The sequence below is a fragment of the Kribbella sindirgiensis genome, assembly GCF_004331435.1.
GTDB lineage: Bacteria > Actinomycetota > Actinomycetes > Propionibacteriales > Kribbellaceae > Kribbella > Kribbella sindirgiensis.
Window position 1 is genome coordinate 430,130 of record NZ_SJKA01000004.1, and the last position, 26,284, is coordinate 456,413.

General features: G+C 70.1%; 25 protein-coding genes. 9 read left to right on the plus strand and 16 right to left on the minus strand.

Annotated elements, in window-relative coordinates:
• Window positions 1–17: 17 nt before the first annotated feature.
• Window positions 18–896, plus strand: coding sequence for a hypothetical protein (locus tag E0H50_RS13860; protein ID WP_131287928.1), 879 nt, complete (start codon window positions 18–20; stop codon window positions 894–896).
• Here E0H50_RS13860 and E0H50_RS13865 read toward each other — a convergent pair.
• A complete protein-coding gene (locus E0H50_RS13865) occupies window positions 893–1,507 on the minus strand; it encodes a PH domain-containing protein (RefSeq protein ID WP_131287932.1) in 615 nt (204 codons plus the stop codon). The genes E0H50_RS13860 and E0H50_RS13865 overlap by 4 nt on opposite strands.
• Window positions 1,508–1,672: 165 nt before the next feature.
• On the opposite strand from E0H50_RS13865, the gene E0H50_RS13870 reads away from it, so the two are divergent.
• Window positions 1,673–3,079 carry an OFA family MFS transporter gene (locus E0H50_RS13870; protein WP_131287935.1) on the plus strand — a complete coding sequence of 469 codons (1,407 nt, stop codon included), beginning with the start codon at window positions 1,673–1,675 and terminating at the stop codon, window positions 3,077–3,079.
• Complete coding sequence (locus tag E0H50_RS44495) at window positions 3,076–3,183, plus strand: MFS transporter small subunit (protein WP_420323244.1); 108 nt, start codon at window positions 3,076–3,078, stop codon at window positions 3,181–3,183. The genes E0H50_RS13870 and E0H50_RS44495 overlap by 4 nt, the downstream gene beginning before the upstream one ends.
• Here the strand turns inward: E0H50_RS44495 and E0H50_RS13875 are convergent.
• From E0H50_RS13875 to E0H50_RS13885, 3 genes are all read right to left on the minus strand, one after another.
• Entirely contained in the window at window positions 3,173–3,985 is an 813-nt protein-coding gene (locus tag E0H50_RS13875; RefSeq protein WP_131287939.1) for a biotin--[acetyl-CoA-carboxylase] ligase, read from the minus strand. The two genes, E0H50_RS44495 and E0H50_RS13875, sit on opposite strands and share 11 nt — an antisense overlap.
• On the minus strand, window positions 3,982–6,609 hold the full coding sequence (locus tag E0H50_RS13880) for a phosphoenolpyruvate carboxylase (RefSeq protein WP_131287942.1): 2,628 nt from the start codon (window positions 6,607–6,609) through the stop codon (window positions 3,982–3,984). The genes E0H50_RS13875 and E0H50_RS13880 overlap by 4 nt, the downstream gene beginning before the upstream one ends.
• Before the next feature lie 114 nt (window positions 6,610–6,723).
• Complete coding sequence (locus E0H50_RS13885) at window positions 6,724–7,350, minus strand: TetR/AcrR family transcriptional regulator (protein ID WP_131287945.1); 627 nt, start codon at window positions 7,348–7,350, stop codon at window positions 6,724–6,726.
• Window positions 7,351–7,509: 159 nt separating this feature from the next.
• Between E0H50_RS13885 and E0H50_RS13890 the strand changes: the two genes are divergently transcribed.
• The gene (locus E0H50_RS13890) at window positions 7,510–7,992 is read left to right on the plus strand and encodes an SCP2 sterol-binding domain-containing protein (RefSeq protein ID WP_131287948.1); all 483 of its coding nucleotides are present in this window, start codon (window positions 7,510–7,512) and stop codon (window positions 7,990–7,992) included.
• Here the strand turns inward: E0H50_RS13890 and E0H50_RS13895 are convergent, their stop codons facing one another.
• On the minus strand, window positions 7,993–9,750 hold the full coding sequence (locus E0H50_RS13895; RefSeq protein ID WP_131287951.1) for a hypothetical protein: 1,758 nt from the start codon (window positions 9,748–9,750) through the stop codon (window positions 7,993–7,995).
• 90 nt (window positions 9,751–9,840) lie between these two features.
• Between E0H50_RS13895 and E0H50_RS13900 the strand changes: the two genes are divergently transcribed.
• Both E0H50_RS13900 and E0H50_RS13905 read left to right on the plus strand, forming a co-directional pair.
• On the plus strand, window positions 9,841–11,418 hold the full coding sequence (locus tag E0H50_RS13900; RefSeq protein WP_131287954.1) for an acyl-CoA carboxylase subunit beta: 1,578 nt from the start codon (window positions 9,841–9,843) through the stop codon (window positions 11,416–11,418).
• Window positions 11,415–11,609 carry an acyl-CoA carboxylase subunit epsilon gene (locus tag E0H50_RS13905; protein WP_420323245.1) on the plus strand — a complete coding sequence of 65 codons (195 nt, stop codon included), beginning with the start codon at window positions 11,415–11,417 and terminating at the stop codon, window positions 11,607–11,609. The genes E0H50_RS13900 and E0H50_RS13905 overlap by 4 nt, the downstream gene beginning before the upstream one ends.
• Here the strand turns inward: E0H50_RS13905 and E0H50_RS13910 are convergent.
• Genes E0H50_RS13910 through E0H50_RS13920 form a run of 3 tightly spaced genes read right to left on the minus strand, consistent with a single transcriptional unit; the run spans window position 11,600 to window position 15,624 of the window.
• A complete protein-coding gene (locus E0H50_RS13910) occupies window positions 11,600–12,697 on the minus strand; it encodes a hypothetical protein (RefSeq protein ID WP_131287956.1) in 1,098 nt (365 codons plus the stop codon). The two genes, E0H50_RS13905 and E0H50_RS13910, sit on opposite strands and share 10 nt — an antisense overlap.
• 48 nt (window positions 12,698–12,745) lie before the next feature.
• A complete protein-coding gene (locus E0H50_RS44390) occupies window positions 12,746–13,936 on the minus strand; it encodes a Maf family nucleotide pyrophosphatase (RefSeq protein WP_131287959.1) in 1,191 nt (396 codons plus the stop codon).
• A complete protein-coding gene (locus tag E0H50_RS13920; protein WP_238150954.1) occupies window positions 13,933–15,624 on the minus strand; it encodes a DUF885 domain-containing protein in 1,692 nt (563 codons plus the stop codon). Before E0H50_RS13920 ends, E0H50_RS44390 begins: the two co-directional genes overlap by 4 nt.
• A gap of 355 nt (window positions 15,625–15,979) precedes the next feature.
• Here E0H50_RS13920 and E0H50_RS13930 point away from each other — a divergent pair, with 355 nt between their 5' ends.
• Window positions 15,980–17,014, plus strand: a complete 1,035-nt coding sequence (locus E0H50_RS13930) for a neutral zinc metallopeptidase (RefSeq protein WP_165547122.1) — start codon at window positions 15,980–15,982, stop codon at window positions 17,012–17,014.
• On the opposite strand, the gene E0H50_RS13935 is transcribed toward E0H50_RS13930, so the two are convergent.
• Window positions 16,994–17,332 carry an MmcQ/YjbR family DNA-binding protein gene (locus tag E0H50_RS13935; RefSeq protein ID WP_131287968.1) on the minus strand — a complete coding sequence of 113 codons (339 nt, stop codon included), beginning with the start codon at window positions 17,330–17,332 and terminating at the stop codon, window positions 16,994–16,996. The two genes, E0H50_RS13930 and E0H50_RS13935, sit on opposite strands and share 21 nt — an antisense overlap.
• Window positions 17,333–17,473: 141 nt before the next feature.
• The gene (locus E0H50_RS13940) at window positions 17,474–18,898 is read right to left on the minus strand and encodes a DHA2 family efflux MFS transporter permease subunit (RefSeq protein WP_131287971.1); all 1,425 of its coding nucleotides are present in this window, start codon (window positions 18,896–18,898) and stop codon (window positions 17,474–17,476) included.
• A gap of 92 nt (window positions 18,899–18,990) precedes the next feature.
• Between E0H50_RS13940 and E0H50_RS13945 the strand changes: the two genes are divergently transcribed.
• Window positions 18,991–19,536: a TetR/AcrR family transcriptional regulator gene (locus E0H50_RS13945; protein WP_131287974.1), complete on the plus strand. Its 546-nt coding sequence runs from the start codon at window positions 18,991–18,993 to the stop codon at window positions 19,534–19,536.
• Here the strand turns inward: E0H50_RS13945 and E0H50_RS13950 are convergent.
• From E0H50_RS13950 to E0H50_RS13975, 6 genes are read right to left on the minus strand one after another with little or no spacing between them, the layout of a single operon-like run.
• On the minus strand, window positions 19,533–20,081 hold the full coding sequence (locus E0H50_RS13950; RefSeq protein ID WP_131287977.1) for a hypothetical protein: 549 nt from the start codon (window positions 20,079–20,081) through the stop codon (window positions 19,533–19,535). The two genes, E0H50_RS13945 and E0H50_RS13950, sit on opposite strands and share 4 nt — an antisense overlap.
• A gap of 31 nt (window positions 20,082–20,112) precedes the next feature.
• Entirely contained in the window at window positions 20,113–21,414 is a 1,302-nt protein-coding gene (locus tag E0H50_RS13955) for a DUF58 domain-containing protein (protein ID WP_131287980.1), read from the minus strand.
• Entirely contained in the window at window positions 21,411–22,391 is a 981-nt protein-coding gene (locus E0H50_RS13960; protein WP_131288572.1) for an AAA family ATPase, read from the minus strand. Before E0H50_RS13960 ends, E0H50_RS13955 begins: the two co-directional genes overlap by 4 nt.
• Before the next feature lie 45 nt (window positions 22,392–22,436).
• Window positions 22,437–23,018: a hypothetical protein gene (locus E0H50_RS13965; RefSeq protein WP_131287983.1), complete on the minus strand. Its 582-nt coding sequence runs from the start codon at window positions 23,016–23,018 to the stop codon at window positions 22,437–22,439.
• Complete coding sequence (locus E0H50_RS13970; RefSeq protein ID WP_131287986.1) at window positions 23,015–23,734, minus strand: DUF4129 domain-containing protein; 720 nt, start codon at window positions 23,732–23,734, stop codon at window positions 23,015–23,017. The genes E0H50_RS13965 and E0H50_RS13970 overlap by 4 nt, the downstream gene beginning before the upstream one ends.
• Window positions 23,735–23,751: 17 nt before the next feature.
• Window positions 23,752–24,963, minus strand: a complete 1,212-nt coding sequence (locus E0H50_RS13975) for a GNAT family N-acetyltransferase (protein WP_131287989.1) — start codon at window positions 24,961–24,963, stop codon at window positions 23,752–23,754.
• 220 nt (window positions 24,964–25,183) lie between these two features.
• On the opposite strand from E0H50_RS13975, the gene E0H50_RS13980 reads away from it, so the two are divergent.
• Complete coding sequence (locus tag E0H50_RS13980) at window positions 25,184–26,257, plus strand: CobW family GTP-binding protein (protein ID WP_131287991.1); 1,074 nt, start codon at window positions 25,184–25,186, stop codon at window positions 26,255–26,257.
• Window positions 26,258–26,284: the final 27 nt, after the last annotated feature.

Consider the following 26,284-nt stretch of genomic DNA (forward strand, 5'->3'; position numbering starts at 1 on the left):
CAGGACCCGGAGGCAGCATGATCGACCACCAGCTCCGGAAACCGGGAGGAGAGCCGTACCTCCCGGAGCACACCAGGACAGCCCTGGTCGATGCGCTCTGGGACGTGTTTCCACGCGCCTGGCGCTCCGTGGAACGATTCGTCGACTCCGTCATGGACGCGTCACCAGAGGTCGAAGCGCTGGAGAAGGCCGACTCGGTCTGGCGGCACAACGCCGCGGTCGTCGACCACCTCCGGGCTGTCGAGGCACCCAGGCGCTACGGAAGTCTGCGTCACGAGCTGCGCGCTGTCGCCGACGCACTGGTGCTCCGGCCGTCGAAGCACCCGAGCGTCTTCGCGGACGGCCGGCGGGCCGGTCTGAAGTCCGCGCGCAACGAAGTACTCGACTATGCCCGTGACGAAGGCCGGACGGCTCGCAGCCTCATCGATCCGATCCACCCACGCGTCGACCGAACCGGACAGCTGTCGGGGCGGCCGCTCACCATCCACGTGGTCGGCCTGCGCACGCAGGAGCAGCGGGTCGCGCACCTGAACCGGTTGTTCCGGGAGTACTTCGGTGAGTGCCCGGAGCAGGCTGCGGTCGTCCGGGCGCTGGCCACCGGGCTCCCGCCACTCGACGTCGTGGACACGAGCCAGCAGCAGGCCGAGGCCCACCAGTTGGCCGCGGAGGAGCTGCGGCGCGATCTCCTCGACCAGTGGAATCTGCTCAGCGCCGCCCGCAAGGAACGGCTCGAGATCCGACAGCGCCTCCTCGAACTGGCGGCTCAGGTCGCGCCGTCCGGTGCCATCAATGGGGACACCGGCTTCGCCACCGGTTTCCACGTCGGCTGCCTGACCGCCAGCAGACTCCTGCTCGCCCGGGCCGAGCAGCTGTACCCGTCCGTGCTGCTGCGCTAGCGGTCGTCGTCCGAGCTGAAGATGGTGTCGCCTTCGTCGGTTCGGGGCTGTTGCTGTTGTGGGCGGCGGCGCATGTGTTCCGGGGGTTGCTCGTCCTCGAGGATGCCGTCGCCGGGTCGGCCCTCCGGGCCGCCGAAGAGGAGGTCGGACATCTGCAGGTGGACGTGCTCGACGTGCGGTACGTCGGGGAGCACCACCTGACCGCGTTCGCCGGCGGACTCGATGTGCAGTGTGCCGCAGCCGAGGATGCGATCCACCAGGCCGTGCTCGTACGACACGTCGTTGATCCGCATCAGCGGGATGTCCCGGCCGGTCCGGGTGAGGATGCCGTGCCGGGTGATCAGCCGCCGGTTGGTGATCGTGTACGTCGAGAAGAACCAGTTCAGGAACGGCTTCACCGCGAACGTCGCCAGGATCACCACTCCGACCGCGAGGATCGCGATCCGGGCCGGGGTCTGCAGCGACCCGGTCGGCACGATCGCGGCCAGGAAGCCGCCCAGGCCCGCCACCACGAGCAGCAGGAAGACCGGCCCGATCAGCGCCTTCCAGTGCGTCCGGGTGCTGACGACGACGTACTCGTCCTCACCCAACAACTTCGCCGAGATCGCCATGGCCCCAGTCTCACAGGTACCGGGTTCGGTTGTCCCCTCCCGACACGATCGAGGGCAGCCACACGGGCAGCATCCAGGGACGAAAAGGTTTAACACTTCACAAAATGCATACAGTGAGCCAGGATGCGCGGTGGGTTAACAAGCTGGGGACCAGAAGGAGCCGTGATGGCAGTCTTGTCGATTCTCGACCGGGAGCACACCGTCGCACCGCCGGGCTACAGCCGCTGGCTGATCCCGCCGGCCGCGCTCGCCGTCCATCTGTGCATCGGCCAGGCGTACGCGACCAGCGTCTACAAGACGTCGATGGTGAAGCATTTCGACACCAGCCAGACCGCGGTCGGCGTGGTGTTCAGCATCGCGATCGTGATGCTGGGCCTGTCCGCCGCCGTCGGCGGCACCTGGGTCGAACGCAACGGACCGCGGAAGGCGATGTTCGTCGCCGCCTGCTTCTGGGCGACCGGGTTCCTGGTCGGGGCGCTCGGCATCGGCACCGGCCAGCTCTGGCTGGTCTACCTCGGGTACGGCGTGATCGGCGGCATCGGCCTCGGGATCGGGTACATCTCTCCGGTCTCCACGCTGATCAAGTGGTTCCCGGACCGTCCGGGCCTCGCGACCGGCCTGGCGATCATGGGCTTCGGCGGCGGTGCGCTGGTCGCCAGCCCGCTGTCCCGCCAACTGCTCGGCCTCTACGACTCCGGCTACGACCCGAACGTGAGCACGTCGGTGGCCGGCGGCGGCGCGCTGGTCGGCCTGTTCCTGACGCTGGGCGTCGGCTACTTCGTGATCATGATGTTCGGCGTCTTCAACATCCGTGTCCCCGCCGACGGCTGGGCGCCGGCCGGGTTCGACTCCTCGGCGGTGCGGCAGAAGGCGCTCGTCACGACCGGCAACGTCTCGGCGGCGACCGCGATCAAGACGCCGCAGTTCTGGTTCCTGTGGGTCGTGCTGTTCTGCAACGTCACCGCGGGGATCGGCATCCTCGAGCAGGCCAGCCCGATGATCCAGGACTTCTTCCGCGGTGACAGTGGCGCAGGGAGCAAGTCGACCGTTGCGGTCGCGGCCGCGGCCGGGTTCGTCGGCCTGCTGTCGATCTTCAACATGGCCGGCCGGTTCGGCTGGTCGTCGACGTCCGACGTGATCGGGCGGAAGCCGATCTACGCGATGTATCTCGGCGTCGGGATCGTCGCGTACACGCTGCTGGCGTCCGTCGGGCACACCAGCACGGTGGTCTTCGTACTGCTCGCCGCGGTCATCATCTCGTTCTACGGCGGTGGGTTCGCGACGGTTCCGGCGTACCTGCGGGATCTGTTCGGTACCTATCAGGTCGGCGCGATCCACGGCCGGCTGCTGACCGCGTGGTCGGCGGCCGGGATCGCGGGTCCGCTGATCATCAACGGGTTCCTGGACCGCGAGGGCAAACCGGGCACGCTGACCGCGGCGGCGTACCGGCCGGCGCTGTTCACGATGGTCGGCGTGCTGGCCGTCGGGTTCGTCGCGAACCTGCTGATCCGCTCGGTCTCCGAGCGATTCCACGAACAGAAGGCCGAGTCGACCGTGGAGGCAACCCGATGAACCAGACCCCGCGCCTGGTGATCTCCTGGCTACTGGTCGCCGTACTCCTCGGGTACGGCATCATCCAGACCCTGATCACCGCGGCAAAACTCTTTACGCACTAGTTCGCAGATGCGTGACGTCCCCGGCTGCGAGCGGCCGGGGACCGTCCGCGGTATCGACGATCAGGCGGCCGTCGTCGGCCAGGTCGCGGGCCGTGCCTTCGAGGAAGGTGCCGTCGGGGAGTTCCACACGCACCGCCTGCCCCAGGGTCGCGGACAGTTCGCGGTACTCCGGGAGAACCGCGTCCGGATCACCGTTGGCGTCTACCCACGACCGGTAGCGCGCAGCGAGCTCACGCAGTACTGCCGCCATGACCGTGGCTCGGTCAGTGGTTGCCGCCTTCTCCAGCCCCAGGGAGGTGGCTGCCTCGTGCGGCTTCTCGTCCTCGCGGAGGGTCACGTTGAGACCAATGCCAATGACGGCCGCCGGTCCCTCGACCCGCTCCAGCAGGATGCCGGCGAGCTTGCGGTTCTCGACCAGTACGTCGTTCGGCCACTTCACCTGCGCCGGAATCTCGCCGACCTTCCGCACCGCCGCCGCCACCGCCAGCGGGACCAGCAGGCCCAGCCACGGCCACCGTGACGCCTCAACAGCGGTCGGACGCAGCAGAACCGACATCAGCAACGCAGAGCGCGGCGGTGTGGTCCAGGTACGCCCCAGCCGCCCGCGACCGGACGACTGGTACTCCGCAGCAACGACCAGCCCCTCAGGCTGACCACCTGCGGCCGCAGCTGCCACAACCGCATTCGTCGACGGTGTCTCCGCGAGTACGTCGATCTGCGTCCACAACGCACCGGGGCGCACCAACCGCCCCCGCAGGAACTGCTCATCCAGCGGGGGCCGCTCCAGGTCGCTGAACCTCATCCGGTGTTCTGCAGACCGGCAGCAACGCCAGAAACGGTCAGCAACAGCAGCCGCCGAGTGCGGACGATCTGCTCCTCGTCCAGTGAGTCATCGGTCCGCAGCGTCCGCAGTGCCCGCAGCTGCAGGTAGCTCAGCGCGTCGACGTACGGGTTGCGCAGCTCGACCGCACGGCCCAGCACGCGGCGTCCCTGCAGCAGGCGCTCCTGGTCGAGCACCTTGAGCACCCACTCGGTAGTCAGCGCATGCTCGTCCAGCATCTTCTGCGTGAGCTCCGGCCTGTCGCCCAGCTCCAGGTAGCGGCCGAGGATGCGCCGGTCCGTCTTGGCCAGCGACATCTCCGCGTTCTCCAGCATCACCTGGAACAACGGCCAGTTCTGGTTCGCGTCCCGCAGCAGGTCGACGTCTCCCACCGCGGCCAGCGCCGTACCGAGGCCGTACCAACCAGGGGCGTTCACACGGGCCTGCGACCACGCGAACACCCACGGGATCGCCCGCAGGTCCTCCAGCGACGACACCGCAACCCCACGCCTGGCAGGCCGCGACCCGAGAGGCAGCTGGCCCAGCTCCTCCAGCGGAGTCACAGTGCTGAACCACTCCGCGAAGCCGTCAGCCTTCACCAGTGCGTGGTACGCCGTACGCGCTGCCTCGTCGAGCGTCTTCTCGACGACAGCGAACCGGTCAGCCGCGACCAGGGCCCGCTCCTCGATCGCCGGCGTCGACGCCAGCAACGTTGCCGCGGTCACCTGCTCGATGTGCCGCTGCGCGATCGCCGAGTTCCCGTACCGGGCCGGAATCGCCTCGCCCTGCTCGGTCAACTTGAACCGCCCGGCCACCGAGCCGGGAGCCTGCGCCAGTACGGCGCGGTTCGCCGGGCCACCGCCACGCCCGAGCGCGCCACCGCGGCCGTGGAACAGCGTCAGCCGGATCGCGTTGCGCTGCGCCCAAGCGGTGATCCGCGCCTGGGCGTCGTACAGCGCCAGCGTCGCCGACACCGGCCCGACGTCCTTCGCGGAGTCGGAGTACCCGAGCATGACCTCGAAGCGGCGGTCGTTCGCGGTGAGCCGGTGCCGGACCCGGGTGAGCTGGATGGCGTTGTCCAGCACCTCCACCGAGTTCTGCAGGTCCTCACCGGTCTCGAACAGCGGTACGACGTCCAGCTCGATCGGGCGCCCGTCCAGCGCCGCGTCGGCCAGCTCGTACACAGCCGCCAGGTCGCCGGCATTGCGGGTGAACGACACGACGTACCGGCGGCAGGCCTCGGGGCCGAAGCGCTGCTGGATCTGACCGATCACGCGAAGAGTGGCGAGCACCTCCTCGGTCTGGTCGGACAGCTCACCACCGCCGAGGACCTCCTCCAGCGCCTTGGCGTGCACCGAGGAGTGCTGGCGGACCTCCAGCTCGGCCAGGTGGAACCCGAACGAGTTCACCTGCCAGATGAGCTGCTGCAGCTCGCCGTACGCCTGACGCGGTGCACCGGCGGTCACCAGCGAGTCCTGCAGGACCTTGAGCTCGTGCAGGAAGTCAGCGGCCCGCGGGTACCCGAAGTCGGCGTCGCGGGCGCGGGTCGCGGCCAGCCGGCGAGCAGCGAGCAGCAGGAGCTGCCGGTGCGGCTCGGCCGGCGAGCGGGTCTCGATGTCGGTGATCAGCTCCGGGTTGACCGCGCGGGCGTCTTCCAGGATGCGGCGTACCGGCGCGGACGGCGGTGTGGTCGCGGCGTCCAGGGTCAGCGCGCGGCCGAGCGCCTCGGTGGCCTGCTCGAGCGCCCGCAGGACGTGGTCGGCCTGGATCTGCATGGCCTCCCGGGTGATCGCCGCGGTCACGTTCGGGTTGCCGTCGCGGTCGCCACCGATCCACGAGCCCAGGTGGACGAACGGCGCCACCACCGGCGTGCGCGTGCCGGCCTCGTCACCGGCCAGTGCGTCGTCAAGCCGGCGGTACACGTTGGGGACGACGTTGAACAGGGTCTCCTCGAACACCGCCATCGCCGAGCGCACCTCGTCCAGCGGCGAGGGGCGGCTGGTGCGGAGTTGCGACGTACGCCAGAGGATGTCGACCTGCTCGACCAGGCGGCGACGGTTCTCCGCCAGGTCGCTGTCACCCGCCCGTGGGTCGTGGCGCTCGTCCAGCAGCGAGGTGATCCGGCGGATCGTCGCCAGGACGGCGCGCCGCCGGGCCTCCGTCGGGTGCGCGGTCAGCACGGGCCGGAACTCCAGGCCGTTCAGCAGCGCACGGGCCTGCTGCTCGCCGCTGTCGCGGGTGATCTGCTCCACCGCCTGGGCCAGCTCGGACACCACGGCCTCACTGCCGGCGCGGTCGCGCTCACGCAGGACGCGGGCCCTGTGCAGCTCTTCGCTCAGGTTCGTCAGGTGGAAGTAGCAGGTGAACGCGCGGGCGACATCCTCAGCGCGTTCGTGCGGCCAGGAGGCGACCAGCTGCTCGGCCGCGGCGCCGTCACCGGCGATGGTCAGCTCACGCAGCTTCTCGACGTCGTCGAGCAGCGGCTGACCGGCGTACTCGACCAGAACTTTGCCGAGGATCTCGCCGAGCAGGCGGACGTCGGCCCTGAGTTCCTCAGGCACCTCGAACCGCGCGCGGGTACGGGTCTCACTTCCGGTCTCGCTCACGTTCGCCCACCCTATCGGCGGACGCCCGTCGATGCCGCACAAGTCCGCCCCCTGGAAGCCAACCGTGACCGCACCCCCAGCTACTCCACAGTAATCCGAAACAGTAAGCCGGGGTCAGACGGTGCCGAAGCCGCCGCCGACAACCTGGGCCACCGTCCTGGCGAGTTCGGCCGGGGTGCGGTCGGTGCCGTCGACGACGAGCATCCGGGCGCTGGCCTCGATCATCGAGGCGAGCAGCTCGGCCAGCACCGGGAGGTTCGCGTCCGGGTCGGTGACGCCGGGCAGCGACTTGACCAGGGTCAGGCGCAGGCTCTCCACCAGGAAGGCGCGGGCCGCGAGGACCCGTTCGGCGACGACGGGCGCGGCGCCGTACTGTGCGCCGAAGACGATCCGCCACGACTGCGGCTGCTTGGCGACGGCGGTGAGGAACGCGGTCACGCCTTCGAGGACGTGCTGCTCCGGGGTGCCGACGTTCGGGTCGGCGGGCAGCGCGGAGACGATCGAGATGACCAGGTGCTGCTCCTCGCGGGCGAGCAGGGCCAGCAGCAGTTCGTCACGGTTCGCGAAGCAGTCGTAGACGACCGGTTTGGTGACCCCGGCCGCGTCCGCGACCGACTGCATCGTGGTCCCGGCGTACCCCTTCGCGGAGAAGACCTCCAGAGCCGCGTCCAGGACGAGCGGACGGCGACGCTCCGGCCCGAGGTGCGGCGCGCGCCGGCGCCTCTCACCGTCATCGACCACTTGACAAAGCTATCGCATCGTAGGAAATTCCTACGGTCTGGTAGGAACACTCGCCGGACAGCCTTCGAGTGATTGCGGTGTTCAGGTGCGTGCCTGGGCGCCGCAAGCGCCGAAGGATGTCCGGCGAGTGTTCCTTCGAACTGCCAACGGGGGTGGTCCATGACCGTACGAGGCAGCGCCGGCTGGCTCGAGTCCGACGGCCTCACGGCTCTGGACGCGGGTGAGCTCGCCCGGCTGGTCGACCGGACGTCGGAGCGGGAGCTCCGGCATCGACTCATCGGGGGTGTACGAGAGATCGCGTTGCGCGAGATCTTTCGACGGATGCCGGAGTACCTCCGACCCGCCCGGGCCGCCGGGTTCGATGCTGTCATCAGCTGGCAGATCACCGGCGCGGGCGGGGGCGGACGCCGCGAGACGGTCGACGAATACTGGCTCCGCGTCCACGACGGTCGCTGCACGCTCGAGTCCCCAGGCGCCACTCCCCCGGACATCACCATCCGCACCGACCCCACGACGCTGCTCCGCATCGTCACCGGCAACGAGGACCCCGTCCTGGCCGTCCTCAAACAACGCCTCTCGGTCCGCGGCGACCTGGCCCAAGCCGCCCGCCTCCCCAAACTCTTCAGCGCCGGCCCTCTGTAATCAGCGGTCGCGGGTCTGAGTGGGGTTGGGTTGGGTGGTTTTGGCAGTTGTGGTGGGAGCACTCGTCGGTGCCGCGGTCTGTGGGCGGGTGAGCGCAGCGTCGACGGCGAACCGGGCCGGCGAGTCGGGGGCGAGGGTGTGGGCGTAGGCCTTGCGGCCGAGTTCCTGGCCGTGCATCAGGGCCTCGTTCGCGGTGGCGGTGGAGGGTACGTCGGTGAGGCCACGGTCGACCGTCGCGGCGATCGCCTGTACGGCGGCCGGCTGGGCGGACTCGGGGAGCTCCGAGTCAACGACCAGCAACTCGCCCGCGGTGGTTCCGAAGTCGGCGCTGCCGGCCATGCGGCGCAGGGACTCGCTCGGCCGGGTCTCCAGGCCTTTCAGGTTGTCGACCGCGTTCGCGAAGCCCCGTACGACCTGACCGTGCTGGGTGTCGGGGTACGCCGGCTCGGGCATCACCACCTGGGCAGCCAGTTCCGGCGGCAACGTCCGTACGGCGACGTCGTTGAGGTTCTGCGCCGCGAACTCGGCAGCGACGGCCCGCTCGGCCGGCGTGAACTCCCTCTCGGTCAAGCTGGCGGCCAGCCCCTCCTGACGAGCGTGCCCCGCCATCAGCGCGTACTCCGCGGTGAGGTCCCGGAGTGCCCCGCGCGCCCCGCTGACCTGCTCCGGTGTGAGCTGACTCGACCCGTGCCGTGTCAGCTCGTGCAGCTCAAGTCGGGCGTCGCGGGTGAGATGGAGCATCCCGTCGAGCGACTGGGTCGCCCGGCCGGTCATGTCCGGCCACGGAGCCTGTTCGCCGTTCCAGGAAGACTCCTGCGCTCCGGTCAATTCGCCAACCGTCCCGTGAACACGCTGGAACAGGTCCTCCAGCGACTGCGGACGCTCGGCCGGCAGACCGGGCAACGGCTGGTCCGCCGGCTTCTCCCAGTAGTCGATCTTCTGCAGGAACTCGTGGAGCTTGCCGACCTCTTCGGTGGCGATCCCGCTGGCCGTGTCGATCGCGCCGGCGCCGCCGGTGACGTCTTCACGCCGGTTCTCGAGTTCCTCGGTCAGCTCGCGCGCCGCGGCCCGCTCCAAGTCCCGTTCGGCGAATCCGGCCTCGATGCTCGTGGCCAGCTGCCGGCGAATCCCCGCCCGCTGTCCCTGGGGCAGCCGCGCGTAGTCCATACGCGCCTCCAGCAGCATCCCGGCCGCCTCGTACGCGGCCCCACCGTGGCCGGCGGCAACGAGCCGTTTCAGCACCGCGTCCTCGCCGGACGCGGTGCGCGCCCCGATCGCGACCGCCATCGCCCGCGCGGCCGCGACGTCGCCCTCGAGCTGCGGCAGCGGGAACCGCCCGAGGTCGTCCGGCCGCCCGTTCGGGAACAGTCCGGCGACCAGTCGCGGTGTTGCGTTGGCGGCGTACGCGCGGCACACGGCCGTCGCGAGCCGGTCCCGCGCTGCGGCGTCAGCCGGCTCCGGCAATGAGCTGTCCGGCTCGAGTGAGTCCGCACACAGCGCGACCAGTTCGGTCAGCCCGGCGCGGGCGTCCTCCCGCCGGTCGTGCCAACGCCCTCGGGTGTCCGAGATCGAATGGAGCGAGCTCGCAAGCCGTCCCGGAAGGTCCAGGTTGTCGGCGAGCGGTCGGAGCATCTCGACATGCCCGTCGCTCAGGTCGAGCGTCTGCCCGCGCCGGAGCGAGGACACGCCGTCGATGCTGTCCAGCACGACGAGTTGGTTGACCTTCTGGACGAGCTTGTCGACATTCGCGTCTGCCACCTGCGGAACCTATCGCCCGGACCGGTTCAGCGACCCGCTGCGAGCGACGTCACAGGCGGTACGGCGTACTGGCGCGTAGGCTGCCCGTTCATGGGAGAGACCGTGAACATCCACACCACCGCCGGGAAGATCGCGGACCTCGAGCAGCGGCTCGACGACGCCGTCCACGCCGGGTCGGAGCGTGCGGTGGAGAAGCAGCACGCCCGCGGTAAGAAGACCGCGCGGGAGCGGATCACGCTGCTGCTGGACGAGGGCTCCTTCTCCGAGCTGGACGAGTTCGCGCGGCACCGCTCGACGAGCTTCGGGCTGGACGCGAACCGCCCGTACGGCGACGGCGTGGTGACCGGGTTCGGCACCATCGACGGCCGTCAGGTGTGCGTGTTCGCGCAGGACTTCACGGTCTTCGGCGGCAGCCTCGGCGAGGTGTTCGGCGAGAAGATCGTCAAGGTGATGGACCTGGCGATGAAGATCGGCTGCCCGCTGATCGGCATCAACGACTCCGGCGGCGCCCGGATCCAGGAAGGCGTCGTCTCGCTCGGGCTGTACGGCGAGATCTTCCGCCGCAACGTCCGCGCGTCCGGGGTGATCCCGCAGATCTCGCTGATCATGGGCCCGTGCGCGGGCGGCGCGGTGTACTCGCCCGCGGTCACCGACTTCACCGTGATGGTCGACGAGTCGTCGTACATGTTCATCACCGGCCCGGACGTGATCAAGACCGTCACCGGCGAGGACGTCACCCAGGAGGAACTCGGCGGCGCCCGGACCCACAACACCAAGTCCGGGAACGCGCACTACCTGGGATCCGACGAGGAGGACGCGATCGAGTGGGTGAAGGCCCTGGTCGGTCACCTCCCGCAGAACAACCTCGAGGACCCGCCTGTCTACGACGCGCCCGCCGATCTCGAGCCGACGGAGACCGACCTCGCGCTGGACACCCTGGTCCCGGACTCGCCGAACCAGCCGTACGACATGCACACCGCGATCGAGGCGGTCGTCGACGACGGCGACTTCCTCGAGGTGCAGACGCTGTTCGCGCCGAACCTGATCGTCGGCTTCGGCCGGGTCGAGGGCCGCCCGGTCGGCGTGGTCGCGAACCAGCCGATGCAGTTCGCCGGCACCCTGGACATCGACGCGTCCGAGAAGGCGGCCCGGTTCGTCCGGACCTGCGACGCGTTCAACCTGCCGATCCTGACCTTCGTCGACGTCCCCGGCTTCCTGCCCGGCACCGACCAGGAGTGGAACGGCATCATCCGCCGCGGCGCGAAGCTGATCTACGCGTACGCCGAGGCGACCGTCCCGATGATCACCGTGATCACCCGCAAGGCCTACGGCGGCGCGTACGACGTCATGGGCTCCAAGCACCTCGGCGCCGACATGAACATCGCCTGGCCGACCGCGCAGATCGCGGTGATGGGCGCCCAGGGCGCGGTCAACATCCTGCACCGCCGCGAACTCGCCGCGGCCGAGGACGTCGAGACCCGCCGCCAGGAACTGATCACCGAGTACGAGGACCACCTGGCGAACCCGTACATCGCCGCCGAGCGCGGTTACATCGACGCGGTGATCAAACCGAGCGAGACCCGCGCCGAGATCGTCCGCGCCCTCCGCCTGCTCCGCACCAAGCGCGACACCCTGCCCCCGAAGAAGCATGGGAACATCCCATTGTGATCGAGATCCGCAAAGGCAACCCGACACCGGAAGAGCTCGCCGCTCTGATCACGGTGATCGCCGCCCGGGCCGCCGTACCGGCACCGGCTGCTGACCCGGACCGGGCCAGCAACTGGGCCACGTACTGGCGTAATGCGCGCACCCCGTTCCACCCGGGACCGGGCCAGTGGCGCGCCTCGGCTCACCCCTGATCGCGGGTTGGCGAACGGTCGGGGCGAGCCCAGACCACCGTCGGCGCACCCGACGCCGGCTCGGCAGGCGCTGACCCGCGGGGATCGCCCACGCCTACCCGCGGGTCGAACTCGACCGCGGTGTCGCGCGCGACGGACGCCGGCCCTGCCGCGGACGTGAGCTCGGCTTCCTTCGCTGCGATCAGTGCGAGGGCGGCGTCGGCGATCCGGCGGCCGCCGTTCGACGCCTGGGTCGCGTGGTCGACGCCGGCGGTCCGCGCTTCGTGACTGTCCAGCGTGTGGTTGAGCTCCTCGAAGTTCTCGCGGATGTTCTCGCCGAGGTCCCCCTTGAAGCGCGCGTACTCGACCGGGTTCTGCTCGGCCAGCGTCTGCATGGCGTCCGAGCCCCGCATCAGCAGGTCGGCCGCGACGCCCGGAGCGACGTGCGGCGGCGCGTTGTTCAACCAGTGCAGAGTGCGGTCCGCGGACATACCGGCCTGCTTGCCGACCTCCTCGGCGAAGGCGTAGCCGGACGGAGCCTGCGGGTGCACGCGGTCCAGGATCTGCTGCCGGTCGGCCTCGTTCCACCCGAGAGCGACCTGCGCGGCCGTGCCCTGCGGGAGGTGCCCGAAGCCCTCGAGCCGTTCGACGACCCGGTCGAAATGCGCCGCGGTCCAGGCGCCGCCGACCGCTTCCTGCAATGCGCCGTACTCCACGTCCTCGGACGCCGGGTCGGCGTTCGCGTAGCTGCGGGACTCGGACAGCTCGGCAACCATTCGCACCGAGTCGATCAGCGCACTCTGCCGTACGGCGTGATTGTCGTGGGCCTCCTGCGCGGCCTGCTCCGGACCGCCCCGCCACCGGCTGAAGCGCTTGGCCGCACTCGGTGCGACCAGGTCCTTCAGGGCGTCGTGGGCGTCAGCTCCGAAGACCGCCCGCGATTCGACGCCCGGGCCCGGGACCAGCGCGCGCCCGACTCTCCAGTCGACCTGTGGGCGTTCCAGCCTGGTCCGATCCGGGTGACCGCCGCCGTAGAACTTGCCGACGTCACGCATCGCGGCCCGCGTCTGCTGCAGCAGCTGCCAGACCTTGTCGTGCACGACCGCCACCTCGTACCCCTTTCCCGTTGCCGGGTTACAGAGTCCGCTACGAAGGGTTCACAGCCGGCGGAAGCGGACCAGCGGGTACGTCGGCGCCTCGCCGGTGTTGCGCGGCGGGCCGGGGAAGGTGGTCGCACCGTTCAGGACCAGACCGTGGCGTGCGGCAACCGCGACCAGGTGGGCGAGGGCGTCCTGGGAGCGGGTGTCGTTGGGGCCGCGGCCGTCGGCGTAGCGGCCGGCGTCGGACTTCTCGGCGGTGGTGACGAAGACGCCGTCGGTGCGCAGGACCCGCGCGACCTCGGCGATCACCGGCTCGCTGTCGTCGAGCAGGTGCAGCAGCCAGACGGCGACGACCGCGTCGCACCGGCGATCGGCCACCGGCAACCGCGCCGCGTCGGCGGCCGCGACATGCCCGGGCAGCCGGACCTTCGCGCGCTGCAGCATCGCCGCGGACAGGTCGACGCCGTGCACCAGGTTGCCCAGAGCAACCAGCTCGGCGCCGACGATCCCGGTCCCGACCGCGAGTTCGAGAACTCGTCCGCCCTTGGGGAGCAGGGAGTCGGCAGCGCGCGCGGCGGCTGCGGCGCGGGCGGGTCCGCCGCGTGTTTCGTCGTACGTCTCCGCGACGGATTCGTCGTACGTGAAGGGTTTCTGGGAGCGCCAGAGCTCGGGCCAGGTGATGTCGACGTCGGTCAGCATCCGGCGCAGCAACGGCAGCGAGAGCCCGACGACGTTGTGGTAGTCGCCCTCGATCGCCGTGACGAACGGGCCGCCGAGTCCGTCCACCGTGAACGCGCCGGCCACCACGAGCGGCTCGCCGGTCGCGACGTACGCGTCGATCTCCTCGTCGGTGAGGTCGGCGAACTGGACCTGCGTCGACGCCAGCTCCCGGATCTCCTGCTTGGAGGTCGTGTCGAACAGGCAATGACCGGTGTGCAGTACGCCGCTGCGCCCGCGCATCATCCGCCAGCGTTCGCGGGCGACCTCAGGGGTCTCGGGCTTGCCGTACGCGACGCCGTCGAACTCCAGGACCGAGTCGCAGCCGAGGACCGTCGCGTGATCGGTCAGGTTCGCGACCACCGCGCGGGCCTTGAGCGTGGCGAGCAGGCGGGCGAGTTCACCGGGGCTCTCCGCGGTGACGTTGTCCTCGTCGACACCGGAGACGATCACCTCCGGCTCGATCCCCGCGGCGCGCAGCGTCTTCAGCCGCGCCGGTGACGCCGACGCCAGGACGAACCGGACGCTCACAGGTTCGCCAGCGCCCGGCGCAGCGGGTCGAGCCCGATCGACCCGAGGTTCAGCGCGTCGGTGTGGAACGTCCGCAGGTCGAACGCGGATCCCTTGCGCTGCTTGGCCTCTTCCCGCGCCTGCAGCCAGATCCGTTCACCGACCTTGTACGCCGGCGCCTGGCCCGGCCATCCGAGGTAGCGGTTCAGCTCGGCCTGCAGGAACTCGACCTCCATCCGGCAGTGCGCCCGCAGGAACTCGAACCCGAGGTCGGCGTTCCAGCGCTCCCCCGGCCGCCAGCCGAACGGGTTGTCCTTCGGCACCTCCAGCTCCAGGTGCATGCCGATGTCGACGATCACCCGCGCCGCGCGGAACCCCTGCGCGTCCAGCATGCCGAACCGCGCGCCCGCGTCCTCGAGGTAGCCGAGTTCCTCCATCAGGCGTTCGGCGTACAGCGCCCAGCCTTCGCCGTGGCCGGAGACCCAGCAGGCGATCCGCTGCCAGCGGTTCAGCAGGTCGGTACGCAGCATCGTCTGCGCGCACTGGAGGTGATGCCCGGGCACGCCCTCGTGATAGACCGTGGTGACCTCGCGCCAGGTGGCGAACTTCTCGACGCCGCTCGGCACCGCCCACCACATCCGGCCTGGCCGGGTGGTCAGGTCCTCGCTCGGCGGCGTGTAGTAGATGGAGCCGTCCGAGGTCGGCGCGATCATGCACTCCAGCCGGCGGATCTCGTCGGCGATGTCGAAGTGCGTACCGGCCAGCTCGGCGACGGCCGCGTCGGACTGCTGCTGCATCCAGTCCCGGAACGCGTCCTTGCCGTGGATCGTCCGCGCCGGGTCGTCGTCCAGCAGTGCGGCGGTCGCCTCGATGTTCCGGTCGCCGCCGTTCAGGCCGGCCGCGATCGCCTGCATGTCGTTCTCGATCCGGGCCAGCTCCTGCCAGCCCCACGCGTACGTCTCCTCGAGGTCGATCTTGGCGCCGAGGAAGCTGCGCGACGCCAGCTCGTACACCTCCCGGCCGCACGCGTCCCGCTCCGGCGCCCGCGGCGCGAGCTCGGACGTCAGCCACGACCCGAACTGGTCGAACGCCTTCCGCGCTGCCGCGGCTGCGGCCTCGACGGTCGGCTTCACGGCACTCTCGGGCGCCTGCGCGGCCAGGCCCGCGAAGAAGTCGTCGCCCTCGGCACCGGTCCAGCTGGCGATCCGCCCGGCCAGCCCGGTCACCTGGCGCACCGCCGAGATCCGGCCCTGATCGGCCTGCTCGAGCAGCGTCTCGCGGTACCCGTCGAGCGTCGTACCGACCTGATTCAGCCGGATCGCGACGATCTCCCAGTCCTGCTCGGTGCCGGTCGACATCAGGTCGAACACCTGCCGCAACCCCGCCGGCACCGAGGCGATCGCGTTCAGCTGGTGCTGCGGTACGCCGGCCTCGTGGCGCTCGAGCTCCAGGCCGAGCCGCTCCACGAACGCGTCCTTGGCCACCTCCTCCCGCGGACTCGCCGGCTCGATCGCGGCGGCCTCGGCGAGCGACCTCTTGAGCAGCTCGAGCCGCGCCTCGAATCCGGCCGGTGTGAAGTCCGGCAGCTCGTGGTCGTGGCCGGCGACGCCCAGCTCGGTCGCCAGGATCGGGTCGAGCACGATCTCCTGCTCCAGGTGCCGCTCGGCGAGCTGGTCGATCGGGCTGTTCGGTGTGGTGGCTGCAGTCACCTGATCGACCCTACCTGTCGAGGGCAGCGGGGACTGACCTGTTTGTTGCCGATACTGTGGCGGTCGCTGAATGCCAGCACGAGGGACGAGAGGAACGGCGTTGAGCCAGCCACCCTACGGGCCGCCCGGCCAGAACCCGCCGTACCAGCAGGGCCCACCGCAGGGCCCGCCACCGGGTCAGTACGGTCCTCCCCCTGGCCAGTACGGCGGTCCGCCGCCGCAGGCGCCGTACGGAGGTCCGCCCCAGGGCCAGTACGGCGGCCCTTCGCAGTACGGGCCTCCGCCGCAGGGTCCTGGCTTCGGCTGGGGCCCTAGCTTCGGCCCGGGTGGTCCTGGCGGTCCTGGCGGTCCCGGGATGGGATGGCAGCCGCAGCAGCCGCGGAAGAAGTCGAAGGCGCCACTGATCGCGATCCTGACGATCGTCGGGATCGCCGTCGTCGGCGGCACGATCATCGGCCTGGTCCGCAAGGCCACCACCGACGTGACCACCCCGCCGGTGACGCCGAGCCGGTACACGCCGTCGCCGACGGGCTCCCCGACGACCGAGGAGCCCACCGAGTCGCCGGAGCCGACCGAGGAGCCCTCCGAGTCGCCGTCCGAGGAGCCGACGACCACGGAGCCCACCACCACGGAGACGTCGAGTACTCCGAACAAGCCGGACGACGCCGTCGTGGTCGGCAAGAACGCGCTCTACAAGGTCGGCCAGATGAAGACGGTCAACTGCAAGGAGCCGAAGGCACGGCCGACGAACGCCCGCGGCGCGGCCGCGTACTGGGCCGCGATCAAGCCCTGCCTGGACAAGTCCTGGGCGCCGCTGGTGGCGAAGGCCGGCTACAAGTTCACTGCGCCGCGGATGACGTACTGGTCCGGGACCTCGATGTCCACGCCGTGCGGCGACGGACCGGTCGCCGTACCGTTCTACTGCTCCGGCAACCACATGATGTACATGAAGGTGGACGTCTTCGTGAAGGCGTACACCCAGTACCCGGGTGATCCGATCGGCCAGGCGTACGCGCGGATGTGGTACAGCCGCTCGATCGCGCACGAGTACGGCCACGCCGTGCAGTTCCTGACCGGAATCCTGCAGTCGTCCAGCAACCTGCGCTACGAGCAGCCGGACTACGAGGGCCGGACCCGGATGACGCGCCGGATGGAGCTGCAGGCGAACTGCTTCGCCGGTGTCTTCCTGGCCGCGAACAAGCGCAGCTACCCGATCAACGGCAACCTGCTGTACGTGTGGAAGAAGTACGTCGTCACCGCGGGCGACAAGCCCGAAGAAGGCGACCACGGCAGCGTGGCCAGTCAGGCACGCTTCATGGGGAAGTCGTTCAACACGGCCAACCCGGCCAGTTGCAACACCTTCTCGGCGTCACCGGCCAACGTCAGCTGACAACTCCGGCGGCGCCACCTGCCGCCAGGAGTCGACGAGGATGTCGTACAGCTCGTCGGCGTCCTCCAGCGCCCCGAGGCGGGCTCGAACCCAGTTCGAGCCCGCCTCGTGTTTCGGCACCCAGAACTTCTCCGGCTCCGCCGCGATCAACTCCTCACGCTCCAACCGAGGACACCGGACCGCGAACGACGTCTGATCATCCGGCACGGTCAAGAACATCCGCCCACCCACATCAAACGTCGGATGCCCCCACCGCTGCTTCTCCACAACCCCCGGCAACCCGAGCGCAACCCGCCGCACATCCTCAGCATCCAACACCCCCCACACTCTAGAACCCCCCGCCCCCAACACCACCACTGCTGCTCAGGAGGGTGGCGAGCGAGCTGTTGGGAACACCCGGCGGGACCTGGGAACAGGTAATAGCCTGTCGCCAGAGTCTGCGGAGTGTTCCCGGTGTGATTAGTTGCTCGACGACCCGGCTGACCGAGCGCGGCCTGGTAGGAGGAGGGCTGCCAGGGCGCCGGCTGCGACGATGGTGGCTCCGGTCCAGACGGCGGGGACCAGGCCGGCGGCGTATTGGGTTGGGGACTCGTAGGAGCCGGCTGAGGCGAAGACTGAGGCCAGTACGGCTACGCCCATGGCTACTCCGACCTCGCGGATCGTGTTGTTTGTGCCGGAGGCTACGCCGCGATCCGCATCCGAGGCGCTTTCCATCACGACGCTCGCGGACGGGGCGAAGGTCAGGCCCATCCCGATGCCGGCGAGGATGAACGGTACGACGAGTTCGCCGTACTGCGTGGTTGCCGTGGCGGCCAGGGCGATCCAGGCCAGCGCGGTGGCGAGCAGCGTCTGGCCGAGGACGATCAGGATCCGGGGACCGACGCGGTCGACGATCAGGCCGGCGATCGGCGCGACGACGAGCGGGGCCGCGGTCCACGGCAGTGTGCGGACACCGGACTGGAACGGCGTGTACCCCTGCACGACCTGGAAGAACTGGGCCAGCAGGAACACCGCCCCGAAGACACCGACCGCGAAGGTGAACGCAACCACGTTCACAACACTGAACGAGCGAACCGAGAACAACCGCAGCGGCAGCATCGGCGCAACCGTCCGGCGCTCCCACCCGAGGAAAGCGGCCAGCAGCACCCCACCCGCGATCAGCGAACCCAGCACACCGGCGGACGTCCAGCCGTCATCGGCTCCGTGTACGACACCCCAGACGACGGACAGTACGCCGGACGTCGCCAGCACGAGCCCGAGCAGGTCGAGCTGCTTCGCCGTACCGCGCGACTCGGTCAGGACCCGGGCGGCGAGCACGATGGCGACGACTCCGACCGGAACGTTCAGCCAGAAGATCCACTGCCAGTTGAGACCGTCGACGACGGCACCGCCGACCACCGGACCGACCGCGATCCCGAGGCCGGAGATACCGCCCCAGATCCCGATCGCGGCGCTCCGCATCTTCTCCGGGACGGCGCCCGCGAGCAACGTCAGCGACAGCGGCATCACGGCCGCCGCGCCGATGCCCTGGATCGCGCGGGACCCGATCAGCATCCACGGCTCGGTCGCCAGCGCGCAGGCCGCCGAGGCCAGGGTGAACAGCGCGATCCCGCCCAGGAACACCCGCCGCCGGCCGAGCCGGTCGCCGATCGCGGCCGCGGTCAGCAGCAAGGCGGCGAAGGCGAGCGTGTAGGCGTTCACGAACCACTGCAGGTCCGACAGGGACGCGCCCAGCTCGGACTTGATCACCGGCAGCGCGTTCGTCACCACCAGGTTGTCCAGCGTGACCATGAACACCGGAATCCCCACGGCGGCCAGCACCAGCCCGAGTCCGCGGCTCCGGGGAGCGGTCAGTTCCCTCTCGTCGAGAGCGGTCGATGTCATCTCGTACCCCTAGTTGTAATTGACTGATAACAAGCTCGATGACGAGAGTATGCATCGACTGATAACATGTCAAGGGAGTGGAAGGAGCACGGATGACGCCCAAGGTTCGGCTGACCGCCAAGGAGCGCGGCGCCGAGGTTCTGCAGGCCGCGGTCCAGGCGTTCGCGATGTCCGGGTACGACGGCACCAAGACCGACGAGATCGCCCGGCTGGCCGGGGTCTCACAGCCCTACGTGATCCGGCTGTTCGGCACCAAACAGGAGCTCTTCCTGGCCGCCGTGCGGAGTGCTTGCGACCGGATCGAGCAGACCTTCCGCGACGCCGCGGACGAGACGCCGGAGCTGAGCACGCTGGGCCGCAACTACGAGCGGCTGTTCGACGAGCCCGAGATCCTGCTCGTGCTGCTGCAGGGCTTCTCCGCCAGCGGCGACCCTGTGATCGGCGACTGTGTCCGGGAGCGCTTCGGTCGCATCTACAACCTGGTCCGCGAGTTGACCGGCGCGTCACCCCAGCAGGCCCGGGAGTTCCTCTCCGCGGGGATGTTGCTGACCGTCATGTCCGCCATGCAGGTCCTCGGCCCGGACGCGATCCCGATGCCGTGGGCCGAGGAGATCCAGGGAACGTTCGGCGAGCACTAGTCGCGGCCGAGTTTCTGGCCGGCGGCGAACCAGATGGTCGCGGCGGCCAGTGCGGTGGCGGCGACGGTCACCAGGAGCGAGCCGGCGACGTCGGCATCGCGGACCAGGGCTGCCGCTCCGGCGACGGCTGGTGCCAGCAGTACGGCGATTGCTCCCGGCAACCACCAGCGTCGCAGGGCTGCGCGGTGCACCCGCGCGTACGACGGCAGCTGGCCGGCGAACGCGGCGGCCAGGTGGAGTACGACGAGCGCAATCGCTGTGATGGCGAGGCTCCAGCTCGGAGCGCCGGGTGCACGCATGAGCCACCCGAGCGTCACCACGAGCACGAAGAGCAGGGCAGCAAGGGAATCCGGTAGGACAACGGTGCACAGCAGCAGCGCGGCGCCGACGATCGGGACCAGATCCGCCTGATCCCACGACTGCACCGAAGGCACGACCAGCGCAACCACACCCGCCAGCGCAATCACCAGCCGAGCAACCACCACAGCCTGCCCAGACGCCCGCACCTGCGCCAACCACAGCGTGATCTTCTCGTCGGCTGTCATGAGCACCACCCGAGGCGAGGTATCAGTACGGTCATGAGCGGATCCTTGGGGCGGCGGAGAGTCTGGCGGCGTCTCGGAGGACCTCGTCGAGGGTGCCGGCGCCTTGCCAGGGGACGGTTGGTACGCCGAGGTCGCTGAGGCGGTCGAGGTCGCGGCGGCGTTCGAGGAGGCGCAGGCGCCAGGCGAGCGGCCACGAACGCGCGTCGTGCGCATCGAGGTCCATGATCGACACAACATCCGGCGGCAGCGTGTCGACCGCGATCACGGTGCAGCCGGAGTGGACGAGCGTCACGATGTAGCCGAGGATCGTCGGCCGCAGCAACGGGCTGAGGACGAGCACCAGGCTGTCCGAGCGGACCCGGTTCCGTCGCGCCAACTGCTCCTCGTCCTGCTGCCGGCCGCGCCGGTCCGCGTGCACCAGCGTGTCCAGGATCCGCCGCAGATGCGCCCGCCCGCTCCCGGACCGCACACCGCGGAACAGGCTCCCGGTGTCGATCAGCCGCACGCGGTCGCCGTTGCGCAGGTAGTGCTCGGCGATCGCGGCGGCAGCACGGACGGCGGTGTCGAGACTCGAGGACCGCCCGTCGATCCCCTCGCTGATCCCGATCTCGCCGCCGGTGTCGACCATGATCACGACCTCGGTGTCCCGGTCCGACCACGTCGACGTGACGTGCAGTTCCTGCGTCCGCGCCGACACCGCCCAGTTGATCCGCCGCAACCGGTCCCCGGTGCGGAACGGCCGTACCCCGGCCAGTTCCGTCCCTTCGCCCGGCCGCCGCGACCTGTGCAACCCGACCAGTCCGGCCGGCCGCGGTACGGCGTCCACCGCCTCGAACCCCTCACGCAACGGCAGCGTCGTGACCGCTTGCGACTCCGCCGACGTCACCTGGATCCGGTACGCCCCGACCGTCGACGTCGCCGCGACCGTTGGCCGCTCCAACGACCGCAGTCCCCACCGCTTCGACCGTACGCCGACCTCCAGGCGCACCTCACCGTGCGAGACCGGCTCGGCGATCGCAGCCTGCGGCGGGTCGTACTGGAACCAGAGCGTCCGCGGCAACGCCGCCACGATCAGATCGATGTCCGGGTCGACGGACTCCGGCACCCGCATCCGGTACGTCGTACCCTGCCCTTCGAACAGCACGTCCGCGTCCAGCTCGGTGTGCACCTCCGGGCGCTCGCGTGGCCGGAAGAACCGCCCCCAGGCGGCGAGAAACGCCAGCGGCAGACCGAACACGGCCGCATCCGGCCGCCGCAGCAGCACGGCGGCGCCAAGCAGCACCGCAGCGACGCAGATCGCCCGGACCTGCGCGTGTGTCGGCTGCCAACTCATGGTCGGGCGCTGACCACGGTGGGTGGCGCTGCAACCGAGGCGAGCACAGTCCGCACTACCGTCGCGCCACTGACCTCATGCAGCCACAGCTCCGGCCGCACGGTGATCCGGTGCGCCAGCGCAGCCACTGCGACCGCCTTCACGTCTTCCGGTACGACGTAGTCCCGTCCGTTGATGACGGCGTACGCGCGCGCAGTGAGCAGCAGCGCCAGCGACCCACGTGGCGACGCCCCGACGAGGACCTGAGAGTCCCGACGGGTCGCCGTGGCGAGATCGACGCAGTACTGACCGACGGTGTCGTCCACGGTCACTGTCTCGACCGCACGCTGCGCCGCACGCAGCCCGGCGGCATCCGTCGCCGCCTCGACCGACTGGTCCTCAGTACGGCGGCTCATCCGGCGCCGTAGTACCTCCCACTCCTCCGCCGGGCTCGGGTACCCGAAACCGATCCGCAGCATGAACCGGTCGAGCTGCGCCTCCGGGAGCGGGTAGGTGCCCTCGTACTCCACCGGGTTCGCGGTCGCGAGCACGTGGAACGGCGCGGGCAGCGGGAACGTCTGCCCCTCGACCGTCACCTGGTGCTCCTGCATGGACTCCAGCAGCGCGGCCTGCGTCTTCGGCGGCGTCCGGTTGATCTCGTCGGCCAGCAGCAGGCCGGTGAAGATCGGGCCCGGCCGGAACACGAACTCGGAGTCCTTCTGGTCGTACACGAACGCGCCGGTCACGTCCGAGGGCAGCAGGTCCGGCGTGAACTGCACCCGCCGGAACTCCAGCCCGAGCGCCTGCGCGAACGACCGCGCGGCCAGCGTTTTCGCCAGCCCTGGGTAGTCCTCGAGCAGTACGTGCCCACCGGCCAGGATGCCCGCGAGCACCAGTTCCAGTGCCTCGGCCTTCCCGACCACGGCCTGGCTGACCCGCTCCAGCACCTGCCGGCTCAGCTCGGTCACCTCACCGAGCTTCAGTTCGCCCTCAGTCACTGCGTCGGCCACAGGGTCGGTCACTGCGTCGGTCACAGGTCTCCCTCACAGGTTCTCGATGGTGTGGATCGCGTACTCGATCTCGTCGAGGGACGCGGTGCGCTTGTCGTCGCCGGCGATCAGGTGCCAGAGCCGGTCGCCGGTGATCGCGCGGGCGCGGTCCGGCTCCAGCTCGGGGTCGACGCCGTGCCGGTGCACCAGACGGTCGGTGGCCAGCTCGAACAGCAGGGGGCGGACCCGGCGGGCGAAGGTCTGCGATCCCTCGCCGGCACGCCGTTCGCGGCTCGACTCCTGCAACCAGGTGGCGATGAACTGCGTGCGGTTGTCGTTGGTCCGGGCTCGCAGCGCGGCCAGCTTGTCGTCGTGCCGCCCCGGCCAGCTCGTCTCCAGGGTCTGCGGCATCACCAGCCGGATCGCCAGCGACACCACGCCGACCGCGAGCGCGGCCGCCACGAACCACAACGGACGCGGCGCCATACCGGCAGCACTGAACACAGCCACCAGCAACAGACTCACCAGCACGGCCAGCCCCAGGTGCTGCATCAGCAGCTTGTTCGGCAGCCGCCGACGCTTCACCTCCGGCGGCGGCCCCTTCTCCTCCAAAGCCGTCCAGCGGTACGACGTCATCCGGGGACCTCCGCTTCGACGGGACGGGCTGCCGCGAGCTCGTCACGGAGACGGAGCAGGGCCGCGCGAGCCTCCGTGCGGGCCTGCTCGCTGGAACCGTGCGTCGAGTACCGCGCTTCGCGGTACAACGCACCGAGCCGGATCAGCTGCGGCTCGGAGATCCCACCGATCCCGAGCACCCGCACGGTGAACTCGGCCGGTGTCTCGGACGGATCCCGCGGTACGCCGGCGGAAGCGGCCGCCTCCTCCAACGCGACCCAGCACGCGACGACCGCGTCGGTCGCCGTACCGGTGTCGATACGCGCCAGACCTGTGTCGACCGCCTCGGCCAGTCGCTCCGCCTTCATCCGCTCCCAGTCCGGCTCGTCGGCCTCCACCTGCGGAAGCCGGACCCGGCGTACGATCCGGATGATGAGCAGCAGGATGAAGCCCACCACGGCGGCGATGATCAGGTAGACCACGGCCTGCCACAGCGCCAGCACCCACCCCGGCGTCTCGCCCTGCGGCAACAAGCGTGGCGAGGGGGTGCCGGACGGCTCAGGCGCTGATGCAGTCTGCGTGGGAACCGGCAGCGGTCGCGGGCTGGCGCTCAGCGTGCTGTCACTGATCGGGCGCACCGGCCCGCTCGCGGAGGCGAGCACGACGAAGCCAGCCACCACGACCCCCAAGAGCAGCACGGCGACCACCGGGAGCGCACCCCGACGCTGCGTCTGCATCTCGGCAGGCTACCTCGTCAGAAGCCGGTGTCGAGGAACGGTAGCCGGGTTGTGGAAAACGCTTCCGCGGTTGCGGCGAGAGCTCCGGGGGTGTGCTCGGTGACCAGACCGGCCCGGCCGAGTCTCGCGAGCGACGGGCGGCCCAGGTAGACGGCGCCCAGGTCCCGGACGTCGAGCGTGAGGTCGGCGTCTCGCGACACCGCTGCGCAGGACGCGCCGTCCGGCCCGCCCGCGAGGTGCCAGCGGCCCGCGTTCCACGGGAGGAAGTCGTCGACCACTTCCAGCACGACGTCGAGGTCACGCGCGTACGTCCGCTCGGCGAGCGCACGACGTACGTCGACCGGCCGGATCCACAGACCGTCCCGCGTGATCGGCGCCGGCGCCCGCGGGTCGAGCAGCAGGTCCAGCAGCGGGTCGTCCGACGGCACCATCTCGCACCGGGTCTGGCTGAGCAGGTCCGGTTCGAGCAGGTACCGCCACAGGGCCGCATGCGACGCGATGTCCACCGCATGCACCCGCTGTACGTCGACGTACCCCTTCTCGGCGCGCTTGGTCCGGTAGTGCGCGAACCCGGTCAGTTCACCGTCCCGCTCGGCGACGACGCACCGCAGCTTGGACGCGTTCGCGATGTTGCTGGTGACGGTGGCGCTGACCGCGTACTCCTGCCACCGGTCGTCGTGCCGGCACACACCGGGCCGCTCCAGCGCCAGCCTGTTCCGCAGCTCGGCGCAGCGGGCGAGGCTCTCCTGTACGTCGACGTACCGGATCCGGACGTCGTCGATCCCGGCCACCGGGCGCAGCGCGCGGGACGCCTTGGGTACGACGATCTCCTGGTGGTCGGACGCGAGTCCGTAGCCGAACCGCGGATAGATCACCGGCTCGCTTGCGGTCAGTGCCGCCAGCGGTTCGCGGCCCGCCTCGTGGATGTCGGTCAACTGCCTGCGCATCAGGTCGCGCAGGATGCCGCGCCGCCGGTGCGTCGGCCGGACACCGACCATCGTCACGCCCGCGACCGGCAGTTGCCCACCGGGCACCGTCATCAGGTGCGAGAACGTGCCGGTATGGCCGACGAGCTGTCCGTCCTCACGGGCGACGATGCTGCGCTCACGCTCCCAGATCCGCCGCTCGGACTCGTACTGCTCGTCCGTCCACGGCGCCGAGAACGCCACGTCCAGGAGCTCCAGGAGCTCGTCCCACTCACCAGCGAACTGCGCGATCTCGATGGTCATGTCCCTTACCTACCAGACGGCAGGGACCGCCGACCCGCGATTAACGGCGGCACCGACCGGCCTTGCCCCGAGCCGGCCGGCGCTTGTCCGGTGTCGCCGTACTCGTTGTCACCGCATGCGCCGAACCCTAGGTACAGCAGGCCGTTCGAGCCACCCCTGGGACGATCAACAGTTGACACCAGCCCTGGACTGATGAAAATCGTTTTCATATACTGTTCCCATGACCGCCCAAGCGAAAACTCCGTTGTCCTTGTTGGTGGGGCTTTCCACGACGTTGCGGGAGCCTGTACTGGAAGCGATGACCGACGCCACCACCGTGGCCGTGGTCATCGACCAGGACGACCTGCCCGGCCGGGGCGTGCTGTCCTGGCGCGTGCGGGACGCGTCGGGGCCGATCGACGCGGGCGAGTTCACGGTCGGGGACGACTGCGGCGCCTGCCAGCTCATCGAGTCGCTGCTGCCGTTGCTGGAGACACTGGTCGCACGAGCGCACTGGGATCACATCGTGCTCGCGGCGCCGCCCGCGATGGAGGCGCGGCCGCTCGTCACCACCTTGACGACCATGCTGCCGGAGATCGTCGTCGACACGGTCACCTGCGTCGTCGACGCCGTACTGCTGGTCGAGCAACTGTCCGGCGACGAACTGCTCGCCGAACGCGGCCTGGCCCTCGGGCTGCCGGATCGGCGCAACGTCGCGGAGCTGACCGCCCGGCAGATCGAGTACGCCGACGTGTGCGTGCTGGCCAACGCGCATCGCAGTACGGCGGTCGAGCGGCTCGAGAACCTGCTGGTGCACCTGAACCCGCGGACGTCGGTGGTCACAGCGGACGTTGCCGGCGTACCGAACGGGCCGGTCGCGCGAACCGGGCGGTTCGACTTCAACGCGGCCGAGGCGTGGGCCGGCGAGCTTGCGGCGTCGGACCGGGTGCAGCCCAGCGGCGACGGCGTCACCACCGTGCTGTGGAGGTCGACGCGACCGCTGCATCCCGCGCGGCTGAACGACGCGCTCGAAGACATCGTGGACGGAGTGGTTCGCAGTCGCGGCGTGGTCTGGCTGGCGAACCGCCCGACTCAGCGCCTGCGGTGGGAGTCCGCCGGATACAGCGCGTCGCTCGGGACGCTGGGCGAATGGTCGGAGACCGAGCACCTGGCCGAGTGCACCGTCGTCGCGACCGGCATGGGCCTCGACCCGGCCCGCCTCCAAGCGGTCCTGGACGCCTGCCTCCTCACCGAATCCGAGCTGGCCACACCCGACTGGACCAACCTCGACGACCCCTTCGCCGGCGTCCTCTGACAGCGCCCTCCCCCCTCCCCCTCCCCC

Excerpts from the sequence above, each read along its gene's own strand:
- E0H50_RS13870 (WP_131287935.1), top strand. The coding sequence starts at position 1,673 with ATGGCAGTCTTGTCGATTCTCGACCGGGAGCACACCGTCGCACCGCCG.
- E0H50_RS13900 (WP_131287954.1), top strand. The coding sequence starts at position 9,841 with ATGGGAGAGACCGTGAACATCCACACCACCGCCGGGAAGATCGCGGAC.
- E0H50_RS13965 (WP_131287983.1), bottom strand. The coding sequence starts at position 23,018 with ATGACGTCGTACCGCTGGACGGCTTTGGAGGAGAAGGGGCCGCCGCCG.
- E0H50_RS13890 (WP_131287948.1), top strand. The coding sequence starts at position 7,510 with ATGACCGTACGAGGCAGCGCCGGCTGGCTCGAGTCCGACGGCCTCACG.
- E0H50_RS13980 (WP_131287991.1), top strand. The coding sequence starts at position 25,184 with ATGACCGCCCAAGCGAAAACTCCGTTGTCCTTGTTGGTGGGGCTTTCC.
- E0H50_RS13950 (WP_131287977.1), bottom strand. The coding sequence starts at position 20,081 with ATGACAGCCGACGAGAAGATCACGCTGTGGTTGGCGCAGGTGCGGGCG.
- E0H50_RS44495 (WP_420323244.1), top strand. The coding sequence starts at position 3,076 with ATGAACCAGACCCCGCGCCTGGTGATCTCCTGGCTACTGGTCGCCGTA.
- E0H50_RS13875 (WP_131287939.1), bottom strand. The coding sequence starts at position 3,985 with ATGAGGTTCAGCGACCTGGAGCGGCCCCCGCTGGATGAGCAGTTCCTG.
- E0H50_RS13940 (WP_131287971.1), bottom strand. The coding sequence starts at position 18,898 with ATGACATCGACCGCTCTCGACGAGAGGGAACTGACCGCTCCCCGGAGC.
- E0H50_RS13865 (WP_131287932.1), bottom strand. The coding sequence starts at position 1,507 with ATGGCGATCTCGGCGAAGTTGTTGGGTGAGGACGAGTACGTCGTCGTC.
- E0H50_RS13860 (WP_131287928.1), top strand. The coding sequence starts at position 18 with ATGATCGACCACCAGCTCCGGAAACCGGGAGGAGAGCCGTACCTCCCG.
- E0H50_RS13930 (WP_165547122.1), top strand. The coding sequence starts at position 15,980 with ATGGGATGGCAGCCGCAGCAGCCGCGGAAGAAGTCGAAGGCGCCACTG.
- E0H50_RS13945 (WP_131287974.1), top strand. The coding sequence starts at position 18,991 with ATGACGCCCAAGGTTCGGCTGACCGCCAAGGAGCGCGGCGCCGAGGTT.
- E0H50_RS13955 (WP_131287980.1), bottom strand. The coding sequence starts at position 21,414 with ATGAGTTGGCAGCCGACACACGCGCAGGTCCGGGCGATCTGCGTCGCT.
- E0H50_RS13975 (WP_131287989.1), bottom strand. The coding sequence starts at position 24,963 with ATGACCATCGAGATCGCGCAGTTCGCTGGTGAGTGGGACGAGCTCCTG.
- E0H50_RS13970 (WP_131287986.1), bottom strand. The coding sequence starts at position 23,734 with ATGCAGACGCAGCGTCGGGGTGCGCTCCCGGTGGTCGCCGTGCTGCTC.